Below are 15,202 nucleotides of genomic sequence, written 5' to 3' on the forward strand. Positions count from 1 at the left end.
CCATGCGTGTTCTCGAGATAGCCAGCGAAGCGATCCCGTTCGCCAAGACCGGCGGCCTGGCCGACATGGCCGGGTCGCTACCGGCGGCGCTGGCACGACTCGGCTGCGACGTCACGCTCGTGATCCCGGCGCACCGCCAGGCGCTCGCCCAGGGGATCACGATCGAGCCGGCGGGGATCGGGTTCGACGTGCCGATCGGCGAGCGCCGCGAGCCGGCGCGGATCCTCCGGGCGCGCGTCGCCGGCGGGTTCGACGCCCTGCTCGTCGACCACCCCGGGTTCTTCGACCGCCCCACGCTGTATGGCGACTACCCCGACGACGCGGCGCGGTGGATGTTTTTCGCCCGTGCGGCGGCCGAGCTCTCCGCCCGGCTCGAGGCCCCGTTCGACATCGTCCATTGCCACGACTGGCAGGCGGGCCTTGTGCCGGCGCTGCTCAAGCTCCTGCCGCCGGTCGTGCCGGCGGCGACGCGGACGGTGATGACGATCCACAACATGGCCTACCAGGGCAGCTTCCCCGCCGGCGACATGCCGTTGACGGGGCTCGACTGGCGCTACTTCAACTGGAAGCAGATGGAGTGCCACGACCGGGTGAACCTCCTCAAGACGGGGATCGTGTTCGCCGACCTGGTCACGACCGTGAGCCCGACCTACGCGCGCGAGATCCAGTCGAGCCCGGGAGGCTGTGGCCTGGAGGGGGTGCTCGCGCAGCGCAGCGGCACGGTGGCGGGAATCGTCAACGGCATCGACACCGTCGCCTGGAATCCGGCCACCGACCCGTTCCTCCCGCGCCCGTATGGCGCCGCCGACGCGGCGGCTGGCAAGCAGGCCGCCAAGGAGGCGCTCCATGCCCGGCTCGGGTCGGCGACCCCCGACGGCCGGGCGCTGGTGGCGTTCGTCGGGCGCTTGGCGGGGCAGAAGGGGATCGGCCTGGTCGTCGATCTCCTCCACCGTCTCGGCGGGAGCGGCCGGGTGCGGTTCGTGGTCCTCGGCGCCGGCGACGAGCACTGGGAAGGGGAGTTGAGCCACGCCGCCGCCGTCCATCCCGACGCGATCGACGTCGTCGTCGGGTTCGACGAGGGGCTCGCGCACCTCGTGCAGGCGGCGGCCGACCTGTTTCTCGTGCCGAGCCTCTACGAGCCATGCGGCCTGACGCAGCTCTACGCCCACCGCTACGGCACGCTCCCGGTGGTCCGGGCCACCGGGGGCCTGGTCGACACCGTCGTCGACGTGTCCCCCGACACGGTCCGGTCGGGCACGGCCAGCGGCTTCGTGTTCCAGTCGGTCGACGGCTCGGAGCTCGAGCAGGCCGTTCTCCGCGGGCTCGACGCCCATGCCGACCGCGACCTCTGGGGCCGGCTCGTGCAGCAGGTGATGGGACTCGACTGGTCGTGGGCCTCGAGCGCCCGCGAATACGTGCGCCTCTTCGAACGCACGCTCGCCGATCCGCCGCTCGAAGCCTGAGCGCGGCAGGCCGGGCAAGTTGCGCTGTGCTGGCAATCGTCGTGCCCGTCGGGCCGGCGTGTCCCGCGCGACGTGTGGCTTTTTCAGCGAATCCCGACGGCGCCGGCTGCCGATACCTCCGGCCATGCGACGCGCGACACTCCTGATCACGGCGACGGTGATGGTCCTTTCGGCGCTCACGGCGTTGGCCGGTGACTTCTGCGCCACCTGCCGGCCGCCGCGCCCCTGCAAGCCGTCGGCGTGGGGCATGGAGCCTCCCTGCGGCGACACCGGCTGCGGGCCGCGGTACTGGTGGCCCTGCCACGACGAGCCCTGTCCTCCCGATCCCTGCGACGCCTGCAACCGCTGGTTCGGCTGCAACGGCGCCCGCCAGGGGCCCGACCTGCTTGCCCCCTGGCAGCTTCCCCCGGGCCGCGGCTTCATGCCGCCGGAAACGCAGGGCTACATCACTCCCGATCCGTGCTCAAACTGCACGACCGGCCCCCTGGGTGGCTGCCTCGGCGGCTGCCTGGCGAAGCTCGGCTGGCTCTGCCCGGCCAACTGGATCCGCTGAGGCGGCGCACGCATTCGGGTGCGCAGGCTTCGCATGGCCATGTGGCGACCGGGCCTATCGCCGGCCTTGCCACGGCCGTTGACCAGTCGGATCAGATTCGGCCCGTGGATGACGCCCCACGATCGCCCCTTCGCCCGATCCTCGTCGAATCGGGCCGCGTCCACCCGCTCGATCCGGTCCATCCGGGTGACGGCGGGAGCCGTGGAGGGTTTCCCGGGTCGCCGTCGGCCGCATCCCGCGGCCGATCGCGCTGCCCTTCGGCTGCTACCGCGCTGCCGCGGCGCGCTCGGCCGCGAGGCTCGCCATGAACGTGATCTCGTCGCCGTGCCGCCGGCAGGCCGCGCGGAGGGCTTCGTGGTCGCCGGCCGTGGTGGCGAGCTCGACGAGCGACGGCAGCATGCCGGTCGCCGACAGGGCGCTGGGCATCCCGTCGTCGGCCGGACGGTCGAGCGCCGCGTGGAGCGCCTCGGTGGCGCGGCCGAGGCGATACAGCAGCAGCACCAGGACGTCGGCCGGCAGCGTGCCCGACTCGGCCACCTTCGCCTCGATCGCCGCCTTGCGAAACAGCGCGACCGCGCCGTCGACGTCGTGGCCGAGCTGGGCGCCGAAGAAGGCGCGCGACGCCGGCCCGACCTGCTCGAACGGCGGCTCACCCGGATACACGACCTCGCTCGGCAGCCGGCAGGCATAGCCGGCCAGATCCCAGGCGCGCGCGAGCGACGGCCTGTCGGTGCAGACCCGCGCGATCCGCAGCACCGACTGGAGGTGGGAGACGTCGACGTGGATCGAACCGTCGGCAAGGCCGTCGGCGGTGGCCACGAGCGCCGCGATCGGCGCTTCCCCCTCCGGCACGCGCTCGTCGCCGCGGAGGCCGCGCCGCGCCAGATCGCCCGCCAGTGACTCGGCCACGTGGCGGTGGAGGTGCTCGACGAGGAGCCGGGCCGCCGGCTCCTGCCGGTCCGCGGGGAGGCGCGACACGGCCTGCTCGTAGGCGGTGATCGTGTTGCAGGTGCCCGAGCGGGCGAGGAGGATCCGCAGGCCGAGCGCCGGATCGACCCCCTCCCACAGCGCGACGTGGATCAGCTCCTGGAGCGATTCGTCGGCCGCAGGATCATCCCCCTCGCGAGGCGCGTCGAGGCGGTCAGCGACCTTCGCCAGCGCCGCGGCGACATCCGTCGGCTCCGCCGCGGCGCGGAGATACATCCAGCCGGCCGCCACCCGCCCCTCGTCGAGCAGCGGCCAGCCCGCCTCGCGGCAGGCGGTCAGCGACGCGGCCTCGAGGGCGTCGCGCGCGTCCTGCGGGGTGGCCGAGAGATCACCGGCGAGCGGCAGCCCGAGGCGCTGGCGCGCCTCGAGCAGCCGGGCATCGAACAGCGCGTGCCAGCGGCGCCGGGTGGCGAGCGATGCGCACAGCTCCGCGAACGCCGCGGCGACTCCCTCGCGCGTCGCCGTGTCGGCTAGCGCGGTGAACGGATCGGCGGCAGGGGATGTCATCGGGAGCGGTCCTCGGAGGCTCGGCGGGGGCGGATAGTTTCCTGGCGCAGCGCCTCGTATGCCAGCACGGCGGCGGTGGCGGCGACATTGAGGCTATCGGCGGCGCCGTGCATCGGGAGGCGGACGGTGTCGAGCGTCAGCCGTCCCGCGGCGGCGGCGGCGGCCCAGGCCGGATCGATCCCGTGGGCCTCGCTCCCGAGGAGCAGCGCCACCGGGCCGGTGAGGTCGGCGGCGTGCCAGAGCGCGGCGCCAGTGGGAGTGGCTGCGACGACGCGGCGGCCGTGGGCCGCGCACCACCCGATCGCGGCGGCGGTCGTCGCGGTCGCCAACGGCACGGAAAACACCGTGCCGAGACTCGCGCGGATCGTCGCGGGATTGGCCGGATCGGTCCCGCCGCCACAGGCGATCACGCCGCCGAGCCCCGCGGCGTCGGCGGTGCGGAGGATGGCGCCGAGGTTGCCCGGTTTTTCAACCCCCTCGACCACGAGCACCGGGCGATCGGCGGGCAGCGGCGTTTCGTCGAGCGTGCGGCCGGAGAAACGGACGACGGCGACGCATCCCTCGTTGCGGTCGCCAAACGCGACCTTGGCGAAGGCGGCGCCGTGGGCCGGAGTGACGCGCGTGCCGCCCGCTTCGAGCCGCGCGAGCCAAGCGGGTGGTGTCGCGAACGCCGCCGGATCGATGAACACCTCGACGATCTCGACGCCGGCCGCCGCCGCCCGGGCGATCTCCCGCTGGCCGTCGACGAGCGACAGGCCGGTGTCGCGCCGCTGCCGGCCATCGCGGAGCCGGGCGGCGGCGAGGATCCGGGGATTGGAAGCGCTGGTGATCGGCTCGGAGGGCATCGCGGATCCAAGCGAGGGCTAGCGAGAGTGTGCCGCGCCACCCGCGCGGGCGAATACCCCGAGCGCGAGCCGGCGGCCCGACTCGGCGTCGAGCACGAGTGAATCCGCTTCGATCCGCGCGCCCGGCCTGCCGGCACGGGCCAGCGTTCCCTCGACGACGTGGCGCAGTCGGTCGGCGGGCCAGCGCGGCGAATGGCAGGTGACCAGGAACGTGCCCGGCCCGTCGGCGGAGAGGAGCCGGGCGACGTCGTCGAGGAGTGGCTCGAGGTCGCGGTCGATGGCAAACGCCTCGCCGCGCGTACCATGGCCCCACGACGGCGGATCGAGGACGACCGCGTCGAAGCGCTCGCCGCGCCGCCCGAGCCGGCCGACGACCTTCCGGGCGTCGTCCTCGATCCAGGCGATCGGCCGGTCGGCGAGGCCCGACAGCGCGGCGTTGCCACGCGCCAGTGCCGTGGCCGGCCGCGACGCATCGACACTCACGACGGCGGCGCCTGCCGCGGCTGCCGCCAGCGACGCGGCACCGGAATGGGAAAACAGCGACAGCACCCGCTGCCCCATCCCGACGCGCTGTGCCAGCCAGCGCCACTGCGGGAGCTGCTCGAGAAACAGGCCGATCTGCCCGGAGGGCGCGGGCCGCACCGCGAGTGTGATCGTGGCAGGTCCGATCGGGAGCACCACCGACCAGGGCTCGGGGACGCCGCCGCTGATCGCCCACTCCGCGCCAGGGCCAGACGGTGTGGCGCGGGGTGGAGGAACGCGGGAGGGCGTGACGCGAGGAAGCCCGGCGCCGAGTGCCGCGGCGCCGGAAAACCCAGATGGACTGGCCTCAGGTGATCCAGATGGCGCAGCCCCAGATGGCGTGACATGACGGACCGTCGCCTGTGCCCAGGCGGCGGGATCGGCCGGGGCCCCGAGCGCGGCGGCGCAGGGTCGGTCGACGAGGATGCCGCCGAGCCGATCGAGGCGCCGGCCGCCCCCGTGGTCGACGAGCGCCGGATCGAGCGGTGTTCCCGGTGCCGGAGCGTTCATGAGGCTGTGACGAAGGGCGCGGACGACCGACGCGGAGCGCGGAACCCGCCCCGTCCGTGTCGGGCGGCAGTCACCCCTACGATACGTTCGACCCGGTAAGGGGCGGCGAGCTCCCGAGCAACGCCCGTCCCCGCCTTCTTCTATCGAGGACCCGCGGAGCCCCTCCGCCGTCGCCCTCGCATCGGCCCGTCGCAATGTCGTGCGGGTCGATGCGAGGGCAGAGGCGCGGGGGGCGGCCCCTCTGCAGAGCCCGAGCAGAGGCGTCTTCCTCGCGGCAATGGATCTGGCAGGGGTTTCCCAATGGCTGATCCATCTCCCGATCCATTGGAAATCCCCGAACCCCCCCGCGATACTGTCGGGCGTTACCGGAACGCGATCCGGGTATCCGACAGAGGAGCATCACGATGCGACGCATGATCATCGGCGAGGTGTCATTGGGACTGGTCGTCGGATCCTGCCTGGCCGGCAGCGCCGGAGCGACGCCGGTCGATACCCGCGAGACCGTGGCCGAGGCGGTCGACCGGTGGCGCGACGCCACCGACATGCTCGCACAGCGCGATCGGCGGCCACCCGAGGACCCGGCCTTCGAACCGCGCGGAGGCGAGCGCGATAGCGGCCCACGGCGCGACGCTCCCGTTCCGCCGCGCCGCCCCGATGGCGAGCAGCCGAGCGCGCGGCAGGAGATCGACCGCCGGCTCGACACGATCATGCAGCGCCTCGAGCAGATCGAGCGGCGGATGGCGGAGGGGGCGCGATCGGGTGGCGCTCGTCAGGGCAGCGGGCCGCGCCCGATGGGGCCGCCCGCCCGGCCCGGCATGCAGCCGGGGCCGCGCTTCGGCGGTCCTGGTCAGATGATGCGTCCAGGACAGTTCCAGCAGGGGCCGATGCATCAGGGCCCGCATCAGCCTGGTCTTGGTCCCCAGGGGCCAGGTCCGCAGGGGCCCGGTCACCAGAGCCATGGTCCGCACGCTCCCCATCTGCCGATGGCACAGCAGCCGGGACCGCAGCCCCCGGCGCCGCCGATGGCCCCCGTCGCGCCCCCGCAGGCTGTCGTGCCTCCGGTGCCGGTCGCGCCGCCGCCGCCTGGTGTGGCGATTGCCGTCCCGGCCGTGCCCGGTCAGCCGGTTGCCGTCGCGCCGCAGGTGTTTCGGTTCGAGGCCCGGACGCTGAAGGCGTCGGACAAGCCGGAGGACCACGGTGACCCCGCAGCGCATGTCCGCGACTTGAAGGAGCAGCTCGAGCGGATGCTCACCGAGCGCTTCGAGGCCCATTCCCAGAAGGCCGGCCAGGGGATCCGCGGGGTCAGAGAGGAGATGGAACGGGCGGTCGGCGAGCGCTTCGAGGAGGTCCGCCGCGTCCTCGAGGAGACGCGCCGGGCCGTCGGCGAGCAGCGCGAGCGTGCCGAAGACACCAAGCGGCGCTTGGCCGCGTTCGAGGAGCGGCTCGAGCGGATCGAGCAGGCGCTGCGGCGTGAGGGAGCGGCGGAGGGTCCGCGGCGCGAGTGAGCTCGGTCGTGGCCGGTCAGCCGCGATCCCGCGCCGTCCTGCCAATCACGTCGGCGAGCCGACTGCTGTAGGCCTCGAGGTCGAATTGACGGTACGACCGCGCGGCGGATCGCCCCATCTCGAGGCGCAGATCACGGTCGGCGATGAGCCGCTCGAGCAGCGCGACGTGCGTGTCGATCGCGTCGTACGGGGCGATGAACGCTTCCTCGCCTTCGCGGGCGACGGTGCCGCTGTTCGGCGAGGTCACGATCGGCAGGCCGGTCGCCATCGCCTCCATGAGGACGTAGGCCGATCCCTCGCAGGTCGTCGGGAAAAAGAAGATGTCGAAGCGTCGTAACCACTCGACGCCCTCCGACCGCGGCACCTTGCCCACCAGCTCGACGCTTGCCCCGGCTTCGCGCCGGCCGTGTTCGGTCAGTTCGATCGGCCCGACCGCGACGAACCGGACACGGCCCGGTCGCGCGAGTCGCTTCGCGACCTCGGCGAAATACGGAATCCCCTTGCGGAGGCCGACCGTCCCCATGAATCCGACGGTGATGACGTCGCGATCCGCGCTGCGGTCTTGGGGTGTGTATTGTTCGCCGACCGCGTAATTGACGACGGACACGAGGTCGGCGGACACGCCGTGCCGCACCATTTCGTCCTTCACGTAGCGCGACGGCGCGACGACATGATCGACGTTCTGCCACGTCGACCGTTCCACCTCGTCGATGGCACTGAAGAAATCGTCGTTCTCGGTGCCACCCGCCTGCCAGCCGGGCCAGCGCTGCTGCTGGATCCGCATCTCGGCCCGCTCGGTCGCTGCCGGAGCGATCATCTGGTCGCCGATCACGGTGAGACCGCGGTCGCGGCACCAGCGACACAGGTCGGGGTCGATGTTGCGGACGAATCCGACCACGACGTCCGCGTTGCCGAGGCCGACGCGGCGCACCCACCGGCCCACTCGCTGCGATGCCCAGCGGTAGTATGCCGACACCGGATGGATGAACCGGGAGCCGACCTGGAGGGAGGCGGCGAGCGGCAGGCTTTGCCGGATCGTGACATCCTGCAGCTGCGGCGCGTAACGCTCGCTCATCCGCTTGCCGACGGCAGGTGCCATCCGGGAAACACCGGCGGCGACGGCGGAATGCACCGTCGCCGGGGTGGCGTAGAAGTCGGTGTACACCGATTCGAGGATGCCGGCCCGTCGTAGCGCGATCGCCAACCCGTAATGCCCGCGGGCTCCGTCCTGGATCAAGGCGACGCGCATCGATAGGCCAGTTGCCGGTGAACATCCCGCCGTTGGACGAGCTCCATCCTGCCGCGAGCCGGCACGCTGCGGCCGCCCGGGAGTGAAGTCTGCAGACAGTGGAAACGACGATATCGTACCACGTGGCACACGCACCGTTCCCGATGGGCTTGCCGGGAGCGAGGGTTTCGGTGGACAGGCACCGGTTCCTCCGGCGCGCGTCAGCGACTCGGGCGCTTCGCCTTCCCGCGGGTTTCCGCGGCCGCCCGAGGATCAGGCCGAGAGGGACGTGAGTCGGCGGCCACGGGATCGTCGCCAGCGGCGGAGTGGCGACGAGTCTTTCCCCTCCCCTTGGCCGGGAGCTTTCCTTCCTGCCGCGGTGTCGCCCGCCCGGCCGAGATCTCGTCGTCGACGGCGTCGGCCGCCGCCGGGGTCAGCCCGACCTCACCCTGGGCGACGATGATGCAGTTGTCGCCGAAGTCGAGGTCTTCCTCCTCGGCCACCGGGCGGCCGCGGTCGTCGAGCTTGACGTCGGCCTCGGCCGTCTTCCGCTTCGCGACCGCGAGCAGGTCTTCGTAGAGCCGGGCCCGGTCGGTGCCGTTGATCACGCTGACGGCGCTGGCGACCTCGCCGAGGTAGCGGAGGAAGATGCTCCGCCGCTGCCCCTCCTGGGCGACGCGCTGGCGGCGGCGGAGGTACATGCCGAGCTTCCGCCCCACCGCCTGGAGCGCGAGGCGGATCTCCTTGAGGATCTCTGGGTACGAGGCGATCGCCTCCTTCGACTCGCTCGTGAACGGCACCCAGACGCTCGCCACGTGGACCATCACGGTGACCGGGCCGGCGGGGAGCGAATTGCGTGACTGGGACAGGCCGTAGGCGCGCCAATTGGTGGACAGGATCGTCTGCGTCACGGCACAGGCGCCGTGCTGGAATTGGAGCGGCACGCGGTTGGCGTAGCGGAGGACGGTCATCGTCTGGCCGTCCTCGGCGTTGACGTGCTGCATGGCGCCGTGGAGGGCCTCGAGCGCCGCCTTCTTGAGCTTCGACGGCGACTGCCGGGGAGCGAGCTTCGCCTCGTCGAGGATCGCGTCGGCGGCCTCGGCGCCCAGCCCGGCGAACGTCGTGGTGAGGAATTGCCGCAGGCTCCGCGCGTCGGACTGGCCGGCCAGCTCGACCAGCGCCTCGAGCGACACCTTCTGCGCCCCCGGGCCGCCGCCGTAGGCGAGCGCGGCCTCGATCACGAACGGGTTGCCGCGGTACACGCCGGGGGGGCGCGTGGCGGCGGTGAAGAACTCCCCGGGCACGACCTGGCGGAGCCCGGCGAGGAGGCGCTGCTCGCCGATCGGCACCACGCAGTCGGTCGCCGGCGGCGGGATCCGCGTTTCCTGGATCGCCTTGTAGAGGGCGTCGGCCTCGCCGCGGCCGAGCTTGGCGCCGGTGGCCCGCGGCGAGAGCTTCGCCGCCTCACAGAGCTTGCGGGCGATCCCCGGCGAGACGCGCGAGAACGACTGGGTGAGGAACTGCGACAGCGTGGCCTTGGGCTGCTGCTGGAGGAGCGTCACCAGCCGGCCGAGCTCGACGCCGTAGGGATGGGGCTTGATCTCCTTCGGTTCCGGCGGGAGCTCGTGGCTCGATCGCTCGAGCAGCACTTCCTCCCCCTCGGGAGGTTGGAAGTGGATCCGGGCGTGTGGGTTGGAGATCGCCGTTTGCTGGAGATACTCCTCGACGCTGCCCCGGCCGCGGTGGTACTTCGCCTCCATCTCGATCGTGACGCGCGTGCCGTGCTCCAGCGCGTCGCCGCGGTCGTTGGCCGCGACCCACTCGATGGTGTGCTTGCGCATCAGTTCGTCGCCGGCCTTGCCCGGCGGGATGTCGACGCCCGCCCCCTTGCCGTTGAGGATCTCCGGCTGGTTGGTCTTGGTGTCGATGCGCAGCTCGGTGTAGTGGGCCGGCTCCTTGGCGGCGGTCTTGGAGATGATCTTCACCGGCTTGCCGGTGGTGAGCACGCCGTACATCCCGGCGGCCGAGATCCCGATCCCCTGCTGACCGCGGCTCATCCGCAGGCGGTGGAACTTGGACCCGTAGAGGAGCTTGCCGAAGATCAGCGGGATCTGTTTGGAGACGATTCCAGGCCCGTTGTCCTGGACCGCCATCCGGTAGCGGCTCACCCCCTCGCCGACCGCTTCGATCCGGACCCAGATCTCCGGGAGGATGCCCGCCTCCTCGCAGGCATCGAGGGCGTTGTCGACCGCCTCCTTGACGCTCGTGAGCAGCGCCTTGCGCGGCGAGTCGAACCCGAGGAGGTGGCGGTTCTTGGCGAAGAACTCGCTCACCGAGATGTCGCGCTGCCCGGCGGCGAGGGCCTGGGCGGTGGCCCGCCGCTTCGTCGGCGCAGGCGCGGGAGGCGACGTCCCCTCCGCCAGCGCGACGGCCGGGCGGGGGACGGGTGCCGTTTTCTTCGCGGGAGTGGCCATCGGAATGCTGTGCGGGCGGGGCGCGCCGGCGACCCGGCCGGGCTTTCCCCCGACTCTCGTCTGCGGGGCGGGGGCTGGCAAGCGGGGCGAAGTATACCGGTCGCGGTGACCGTGCGGCGGGAGGGGTGGGGTGGTGCCGTTCATGCCGGATGTGCCCGGGACGTAGCCGGTTTGGCGCCGCGGCCTGCCGGATCAACCGGCCCTGCCACGGTTGCCGAACCTTCCTCTTGTCCGGACGGTGCGGCGCGACAGCGCGGTGCCTCTCCGGGGCGGGTCGGGACCGAATTCCATGGAGGGATCCGGCCGGCCCGTCGGGCTGTCCCGCAGCCGATGGCTCACGGAGGAGCGCGGCGCGGGAAGGCACGGCCGGTCCGCCGTGGGATGCGGCGGGCGGTGACGGGAGGCGGGCCTCCCGTGGACGACGGACTCCGGCGGCCATGGACGGCCGCCGCCACGGACAGCACAGCGGAGGTGCGACGATGACAACGTCGACGCGGACGGGCCGGTGGATCCTCGCGGCGGTGGCGCTGGAACTGGCGACGATGGCCGTCGCCACCGCCGCGCCGATCAACTGGGGCGTCGACGCCCCGACGCCCGACGTCTTTCACAACTACTGGGTGCCGCCGGTGCCGGCCGGATCCGCCCCCGGATTCGGCGCGCAGCTCTACGTCGCCCCGCGCCCCGTGCCGCCGCACGTCGGCCACACCTGGTACACGTACCCGCCGTTCATGCCGCACGAGTTCCTCTACAAACACCGCCGCAAGTACGTCCGCCCTGCCGGCGCCACCGGCCTGCGGACGGTCGCCCACGGCCACTGGTGGTGAGCCCCGCCCCGCGTTCCCTTCGAGGATTCCCCCGATGAAGTCCCTCCCGGTCCGTCCTGCCCGGGCGCTGCTCGCGCTGGCACTGCTCGCGCTCGGTGCGGTCGCCGCCCCGAGCGCTGCGGAGGCGGGCGACAGCGCCATCGCCCACCGCTACTTCCTCCGCAGCCGCAACAAGGCGTGGCACAGCGTCTGGTACGACCCGTCGATCGGTCGGCCGATGGCGCTGGTCGTGCCGCCGACGGCGGAGTTCACCGCCGAGTACGCGTGGGGCGTTCCCAGCCACCGCGTCGTGCCGCTGTATCACCAGTTCCGGCGTTCCTATCCGGGGCCGGGGGCGGTGCCGGGGAACGGCGGCGGTCTGTACCCGACGCCGATGTGGCCCAGCGACACCGTGCAATTCGGTGTCCATCCGGTCCGGGGGCCGTGGTGAACCGACGCCGGTGACCGCCGCGGGAGCGGTTCAGTTCCGCCCCGCGCCGGGATCGTCGTCGCCGGCCGGAGCGGCCTCGTCGAGCCAGCGCCGCGCGACGGCGGTCCACGGTCCGGCCGGTGCGAGATCGACGAACGTCCGCAGCCGGCGCCGCGCCTCGGCGTCGCGCCCGAGCGCGCGGAGCACGCCGGCGGCGTGGAAGTGGGCGTCGGGATAGGCGGGCGCGCGGGACATCACCCCCTCGAGCGCCGCGAGGGCGACCTGCGGTTGGCCGAGCGCCGCCAGCACCCTCCCCAGCCCGGTGCGCGCCGCGAGGTGGTCGGGATCGATCTCGATCGTCGCGTAGTAGCGCTCGCGCGCGGCGGCGAGGTCGCCGGAGCGGAACAGCAACTCGGCCAGGGCGAACGCCGTCTCGGCGCTCGGGCCCGTCGCCTGGAGCACGGCGCGGAGGACGTCGGCAGCCTCGTGGGCCTCCCCACCGGCCTCGAGATCGGCGGCCAGCGCCAGCAGGTCGTCGAGCCCCTCGCCGTCGTCCGCCGGCGGATCGTCGTCGGTCGGTTCGCTGCGGAGGCGTGATGCCGGCCAGGGGATCACCGGAGCGTCGTCTTCGTCGATCGCCGTCGCGCCGAACGGCAGATCGAGCTGCCCCCCCGGGCCGACGAGTCGGCCATGCCGGCGGAGGCGGATCCGCCGGCCGTCGAGGACGAGCCGGTCGAGCGGCAGTTCGGCGCCGTCGGCGGCGAAGCCGGCGAGCGCCGCGTCGATCTCGCGCAGCGACAGGCCCGCGGCGAGGAACGTGGCGAGGTGGCGTGCCGCGACGATCTGCGGATAGTCGAACCAAGCCACCCCCGCCTCGTGCGTCACCGGCCGGAGCAGGCCGCGACGGACCCAGTGGGCCAGCGCTGCCGGAGAGATCCCGAGCAGGTCGGCGACCAGGGCGGCGGTGTGGAACTGCCGCTCGCCGCGCTGCTGCCGCGCGAACAGCGAATCGTCGATCCCGGGGCCCGCGGCTCCGGGGATCGCTCGGCGCCGATCGCTCGCGTCGCCTGCCATGCGCGGGTCCCGTGCGGATCGGCCGCCGTTCACGGGGTGAACGGGCGGCTCCGGGATTGGTCGGCGGAGGGGAAATCGTCGGGGAGCGGGGCGGTCACGGCCCCGGTCGCCGCCCACTCGGTGCCGCGGACGAGGGTCGTGATGAAGCCGACGCACTCCTGGGAATCGTCGCCGTGGCCCATCGGCGTGTGGAACACCCGCCCCTGGCCGTAGCGGATCGTCATCAGCATCGGCTCGTGACGCTTGGTCTGCGGGGACCAGGCCGTCGCCAGCACGTCGAGGGCGGCGGCCGGGCCACGGAGCCGGTCGTAGAGTTCGTCCTTGGCGTGCATCCAGGTCGCCGGCATGCCGCGGGTGATCGGATGGTCACGGTCGCGGACGATGACCGCGAACGGAGCCTGCGGCCCGTGGCTGCCCCCGGGCCCCGGGCTGTCGTCGCGGACGAGCCGGCCGTCGTCGGTGTAGTAGACGTAGGGGCCGCTCGCCTCGTTGCGGCCGCCCCAGCCGCCGAGCCCGATCATCTCGTTGTAGGCCGGCCAGTCGGGAAACGAGTTGTCGGCGGCATGGACGACGACGAAGCCGCCGCCGCCACGGACGAACTGCTCGAACGCGGCACGCGTCGCGCCCGGCCACGGCGCGGCTCCATGGCCGAAATTGCTGATCACGACGGCGTAGTCGGAGAGCCGTGGCTGGAATGCCGGATCCTCCCCCTGCGGGGCATGCGTCGCGACGTCGACGCGGAACCGGCCGCTGTCCTCGAGGTAGCGCCGCATCATCCGTGTCGTCCGCGGCCAGTTGGCATGGTTGTTCTGGCCGTCGACGATCAGCGCGGCCAGCCGTTCGGCCGCCGCGGCGCCGGCGGGGGTGAGGAGGGCGACGAAAACCAGCGCGGTCCGGAGCGTCATGGCGGGCCTCCTTCAGGCGTTCATCGCACGGCGGAGATTGTCGTCGATCGCAGCGAGGAACGCCCGGGTCTCGAGATACGGCTGATCGGGGCCGATCAGCACCGCCAGATCCTTGGTCATCTTCCCCGACTCGACGGTCGCGACGCAGACGCGCTCGAGCGTCTCCGCGAAGTGCACCACCGCGGGCGTGCCGTCGAGCCGGCCGCGGTGGGCCAGGCCGCGCGTCCAGGCGAAGATCGAGGCGATCGGATTGGTCGAGGTCGGCTTGCCCTGCTGGTGCTGGCGGAAATGCCGCGTCACCGTGCCGTGGGCCGCCTCGGCCTCGACCACCTTGCCGTCGGGTGTCATCAGGACGCTGGTCATCAGCCCGAGCGAGCCGAATCCCTGGGCGACGACGTCGCTCTGCACGTCGCCGTCGTAGTTCTTGCAGGCCCAGACGTAGCCGCCGTCCCACTTCAGGGCGCTGGCCACCATGTCGTCGATCAGGCGGTGTTCGTAGGTCAGGCCACGGGCGGCGAACTCGGCCTTGAACTCGGCGTCGAAGACCTCCTGGAAGATGTCCTTGAAGCGGCCGTCGTACGCCTTGAGGATCGTGTTCTTCGTCGACAGGTAGACCGGAAACCCGCGTGCCAGGCCGTAGCGGAAGCTGGCCCGGGCGAAGTCGCGGATCGAGTCGTCGAGGTTGAACATCGCCATCGCGACCCCGGCCGAGGGGAACTGGTAGACCTTCATCTCCATCGGCGCGCCGCCGTCGGCCGGTGTGAAGGTGAGCGTCAGCGTGCCCGGTCCGGGGATCCGCGCGTCGGTCGCGCGGTATTGATCGCCGAAGGCGTGGCGGCCGACGACGATCGGCTTGGTCCAGCCGGGGACGAGCCGGGGGATGTTGTCGATGATGATCGGCTCGCGGAAGATCACGCCGCCGAGGATGTTGCGGATCGTGCCGTTGGGGCTCTTCCACATCGACTTCAGCGCGAACTCCTTGACCCGCGCCTCGTCGGGGGTGATCGTGGCGCACTTCACCCCCACGCCGCACCCGAGGATCGCGTGCGTTGCGTCGATCGTCACCTGGTCGCCGGTGGCGTCGCGATTCTGGATCGAGAGATCGAACTCGCGGAGATCGAGGTCGAGGTAAGGGAGGATCAGCTGGTCCTTGATGAACCGCCAGATGATCCGCGTCATCTCGTCGCCGTCGAGATCGACGACGGGGCCCTTGACCTTGATGCGCGTGTGCTTCGTCACGGTCGCTGGCTCCGGTGGTGGCACGACCGCGGAGAAGCTACCCCCTGCCAGGGACGGCGACAAGGATCGGCGCGCGTCGGTTGGATGCCGTGACCGCGACCGCGTGGACCGACACCACCCGGCAGGGAGGTGATCCGAAACCCGGCCGCGCTGCCCG

13 protein-coding genes are annotated in these 15,202 nt (G+C 72.4%); 5 read left to right on the forward strand and 8 right to left on the reverse strand.

The window, feature by feature from the left end; genetic code table 11:
- The first annotated feature begins 2 nt into the window (after positions 1-2).
- The gene (gene glgA, locus FJ309_02925; protein ID MBM3953572.1) at positions 3-1,463 is read left to right on the forward strand and encodes a glycogen synthase GlgA; all 1,461 of its coding nucleotides are present in this window, start codon (positions 3-5) and stop codon (positions 1,461-1,463) included.
- 124 nt (positions 1,464-1,587) lie between these two features.
- Positions 1,588-2,016 (forward strand): hypothetical protein, encoded by a 429-nt coding sequence (locus tag FJ309_02930; GenBank protein MBM3953573.1) that lies wholly within the window; start codon positions 1,588-1,590, stop codon positions 2,014-2,016.
- A 264-nt stretch (positions 2,017-2,280) separates the two neighbouring features.
- Here FJ309_02930 and FJ309_02935 read toward each other — a convergent pair whose 3' ends face one another.
- Genes FJ309_02935 through FJ309_02945 form a run of 3 tightly spaced genes read right to left on the reverse strand, consistent with a single transcriptional unit; the run spans position 2,281 to position 5,387 of the window.
- The gene (locus FJ309_02935) at positions 2,281-3,510 is read right to left on the reverse strand and encodes a hypothetical protein (protein MBM3953574.1); all 1,230 of its coding nucleotides are present in this window, start codon (positions 3,508-3,510) and stop codon (positions 2,281-2,283) included.
- Complete coding sequence (locus tag FJ309_02940; GenBank protein ID MBM3953575.1) at positions 3,507-4,355, reverse strand: RNA methyltransferase; 849 nt, start codon at positions 4,353-4,355, stop codon at positions 3,507-3,509. The genes FJ309_02935 and FJ309_02940 overlap by 4 nt, the downstream gene beginning before the upstream one ends.
- 18 nt (positions 4,356-4,373) lie before the next feature.
- Complete coding sequence (locus FJ309_02945; protein ID MBM3953576.1) at positions 4,374-5,387, reverse strand: hypothetical protein; 1,014 nt, start codon at positions 5,385-5,387, stop codon at positions 4,374-4,376.
- A gap of 404 nt (positions 5,388-5,791) precedes the next feature.
- Between FJ309_02945 and FJ309_02950 the strand changes: the two genes are divergently transcribed.
- Positions 5,792-6,892 carry a hypothetical protein gene (locus FJ309_02950; protein MBM3953577.1) on the forward strand — a complete coding sequence of 367 codons (1,101 nt, stop codon included), beginning with the start codon at positions 5,792-5,794 and terminating at the stop codon, positions 6,890-6,892.
- Between the two features lie 16 nt (positions 6,893-6,908).
- Here FJ309_02950 and FJ309_02955 read toward each other — a convergent pair whose 3' ends face one another.
- Both FJ309_02955 and FJ309_02960 read right to left on the reverse strand, forming a co-directional pair.
- Entirely contained in the window at positions 6,909-8,141 is a 1,233-nt protein-coding gene (locus FJ309_02955) for a glycosyltransferase family 4 protein (protein MBM3953578.1), read from the reverse strand.
- Between the two features lie 200 nt (positions 8,142-8,341).
- Positions 8,342-10,594, reverse strand: a complete 2,253-nt coding sequence (locus FJ309_02960) for a DNA topoisomerase VI subunit B (protein ID MBM3953579.1) — start codon at positions 10,592-10,594, stop codon at positions 8,342-8,344.
- Positions 10,595-11,073: 479 nt separating this feature from the next.
- Here FJ309_02960 and FJ309_02965 point away from each other — a divergent pair, with 479 nt between their 5' ends.
- Both FJ309_02965 and FJ309_02970 read left to right on the forward strand, forming a co-directional pair.
- Positions 11,074-11,418, forward strand: a complete 345-nt coding sequence (locus tag FJ309_02965; protein MBM3953580.1) for a hypothetical protein — start codon at positions 11,074-11,076, stop codon at positions 11,416-11,418.
- Between the two features lie 34 nt (positions 11,419-11,452).
- Entirely contained in the window at positions 11,453-11,848 is a 396-nt protein-coding gene (locus FJ309_02970) for a hypothetical protein (GenBank protein MBM3953581.1), read from the forward strand.
- A gap of 30 nt (positions 11,849-11,878) precedes the next feature.
- Here FJ309_02970 and FJ309_02975 read toward each other — a convergent pair whose 3' ends face one another.
- From FJ309_02975 to FJ309_02985, 3 genes are read right to left on the reverse strand one after another with little or no spacing between them, the layout of a single operon-like run.
- The gene (locus tag FJ309_02975) at positions 11,879-12,901 is read right to left on the reverse strand and encodes a tetratricopeptide repeat protein (protein ID MBM3953582.1); all 1,023 of its coding nucleotides are present in this window, start codon (positions 12,899-12,901) and stop codon (positions 11,879-11,881) included.
- A gap of 29 nt (positions 12,902-12,930) precedes the next feature.
- Positions 12,931-13,806, reverse strand: coding sequence for a ThuA domain-containing protein (locus FJ309_02980; GenBank protein ID MBM3953583.1), 876 nt, complete (start codon positions 13,804-13,806; stop codon positions 12,931-12,933).
- 12 nt (positions 13,807-13,818) lie between these two features.
- Complete coding sequence (locus tag FJ309_02985; GenBank protein MBM3953584.1) at positions 13,819-15,045, reverse strand: NADP-dependent isocitrate dehydrogenase; 1,227 nt, start codon at positions 15,043-15,045, stop codon at positions 13,819-13,821.
- Positions 15,046-15,202 lie beyond the last annotated feature (157 nt).

The organism is Planctomycetota bacterium (assembly GCA_016872555.1).
Taxonomy (GTDB): Bacteria; Planctomycetota; Planctomycetia; order Pirellulales; family UBA1268; genus F1-20-MAGs016.

What these genes read in the sequence shown, in the direction of transcription:
- glgA (MBM3953572.1), top strand. Translation starts at nt 3, where the DNA reads ATGCGTGTTCTCGAGATAGCCAGCGAAGCGATCCCGTTCGCCAAGACC.
- FJ309_02930 (MBM3953573.1), top strand. Translation starts at nt 1,588, where the DNA reads ATGCGACGCGCGACACTCCTGATCACGGCGACGGTGATGGTCCTTTCG.
- FJ309_02935 (MBM3953574.1), bottom strand. Translation starts at nt 3,510, where the DNA reads ATGACATCCCCTGCCGCCGATCCGTTCACCGCGCTAGCCGACACGGCG.
- FJ309_02940 (MBM3953575.1), bottom strand. Translation starts at nt 4,355, where the DNA reads ATGCCCTCCGAGCCGATCACCAGCGCTTCCAATCCCCGGATCCTCGCC.
- FJ309_02945 (MBM3953576.1), bottom strand. Translation starts at nt 5,387, where the DNA reads ATGAACGCTCCGGCACCGGGAACACCGCTCGATCCGGCGCTCGTCGAC.
- FJ309_02950 (MBM3953577.1), top strand. Translation starts at nt 5,792, where the DNA reads ATGCGACGCATGATCATCGGCGAGGTGTCATTGGGACTGGTCGTCGGA.
- FJ309_02955 (MBM3953578.1), bottom strand. Translation starts at nt 8,141, where the DNA reads ATGCGCGTCGCCTTGATCCAGGACGGAGCCCGCGGGCATTACGGGTTG.
- FJ309_02960 (MBM3953579.1), bottom strand. Translation starts at nt 10,594, where the DNA reads ATGGCCACTCCCGCGAAGAAAACGGCACCCGTCCCCCGCCCGGCCGTC.
- FJ309_02965 (MBM3953580.1), top strand. Translation starts at nt 11,074, where the DNA reads ATGACAACGTCGACGCGGACGGGCCGGTGGATCCTCGCGGCGGTGGCG.
- FJ309_02970 (MBM3953581.1), top strand. Translation starts at nt 11,453, where the DNA reads ATGAAGTCCCTCCCGGTCCGTCCTGCCCGGGCGCTGCTCGCGCTGGCA.
- FJ309_02975 (MBM3953582.1), bottom strand. Translation starts at nt 12,901, where the DNA reads ATGGCAGGCGACGCGAGCGATCGGCGCCGAGCGATCCCCGGAGCCGCG.
- FJ309_02980 (MBM3953583.1), bottom strand. Translation starts at nt 13,806, where the DNA reads ATGACGCTCCGGACCGCGCTGGTTTTCGTCGCCCTCCTCACCCCCGCC.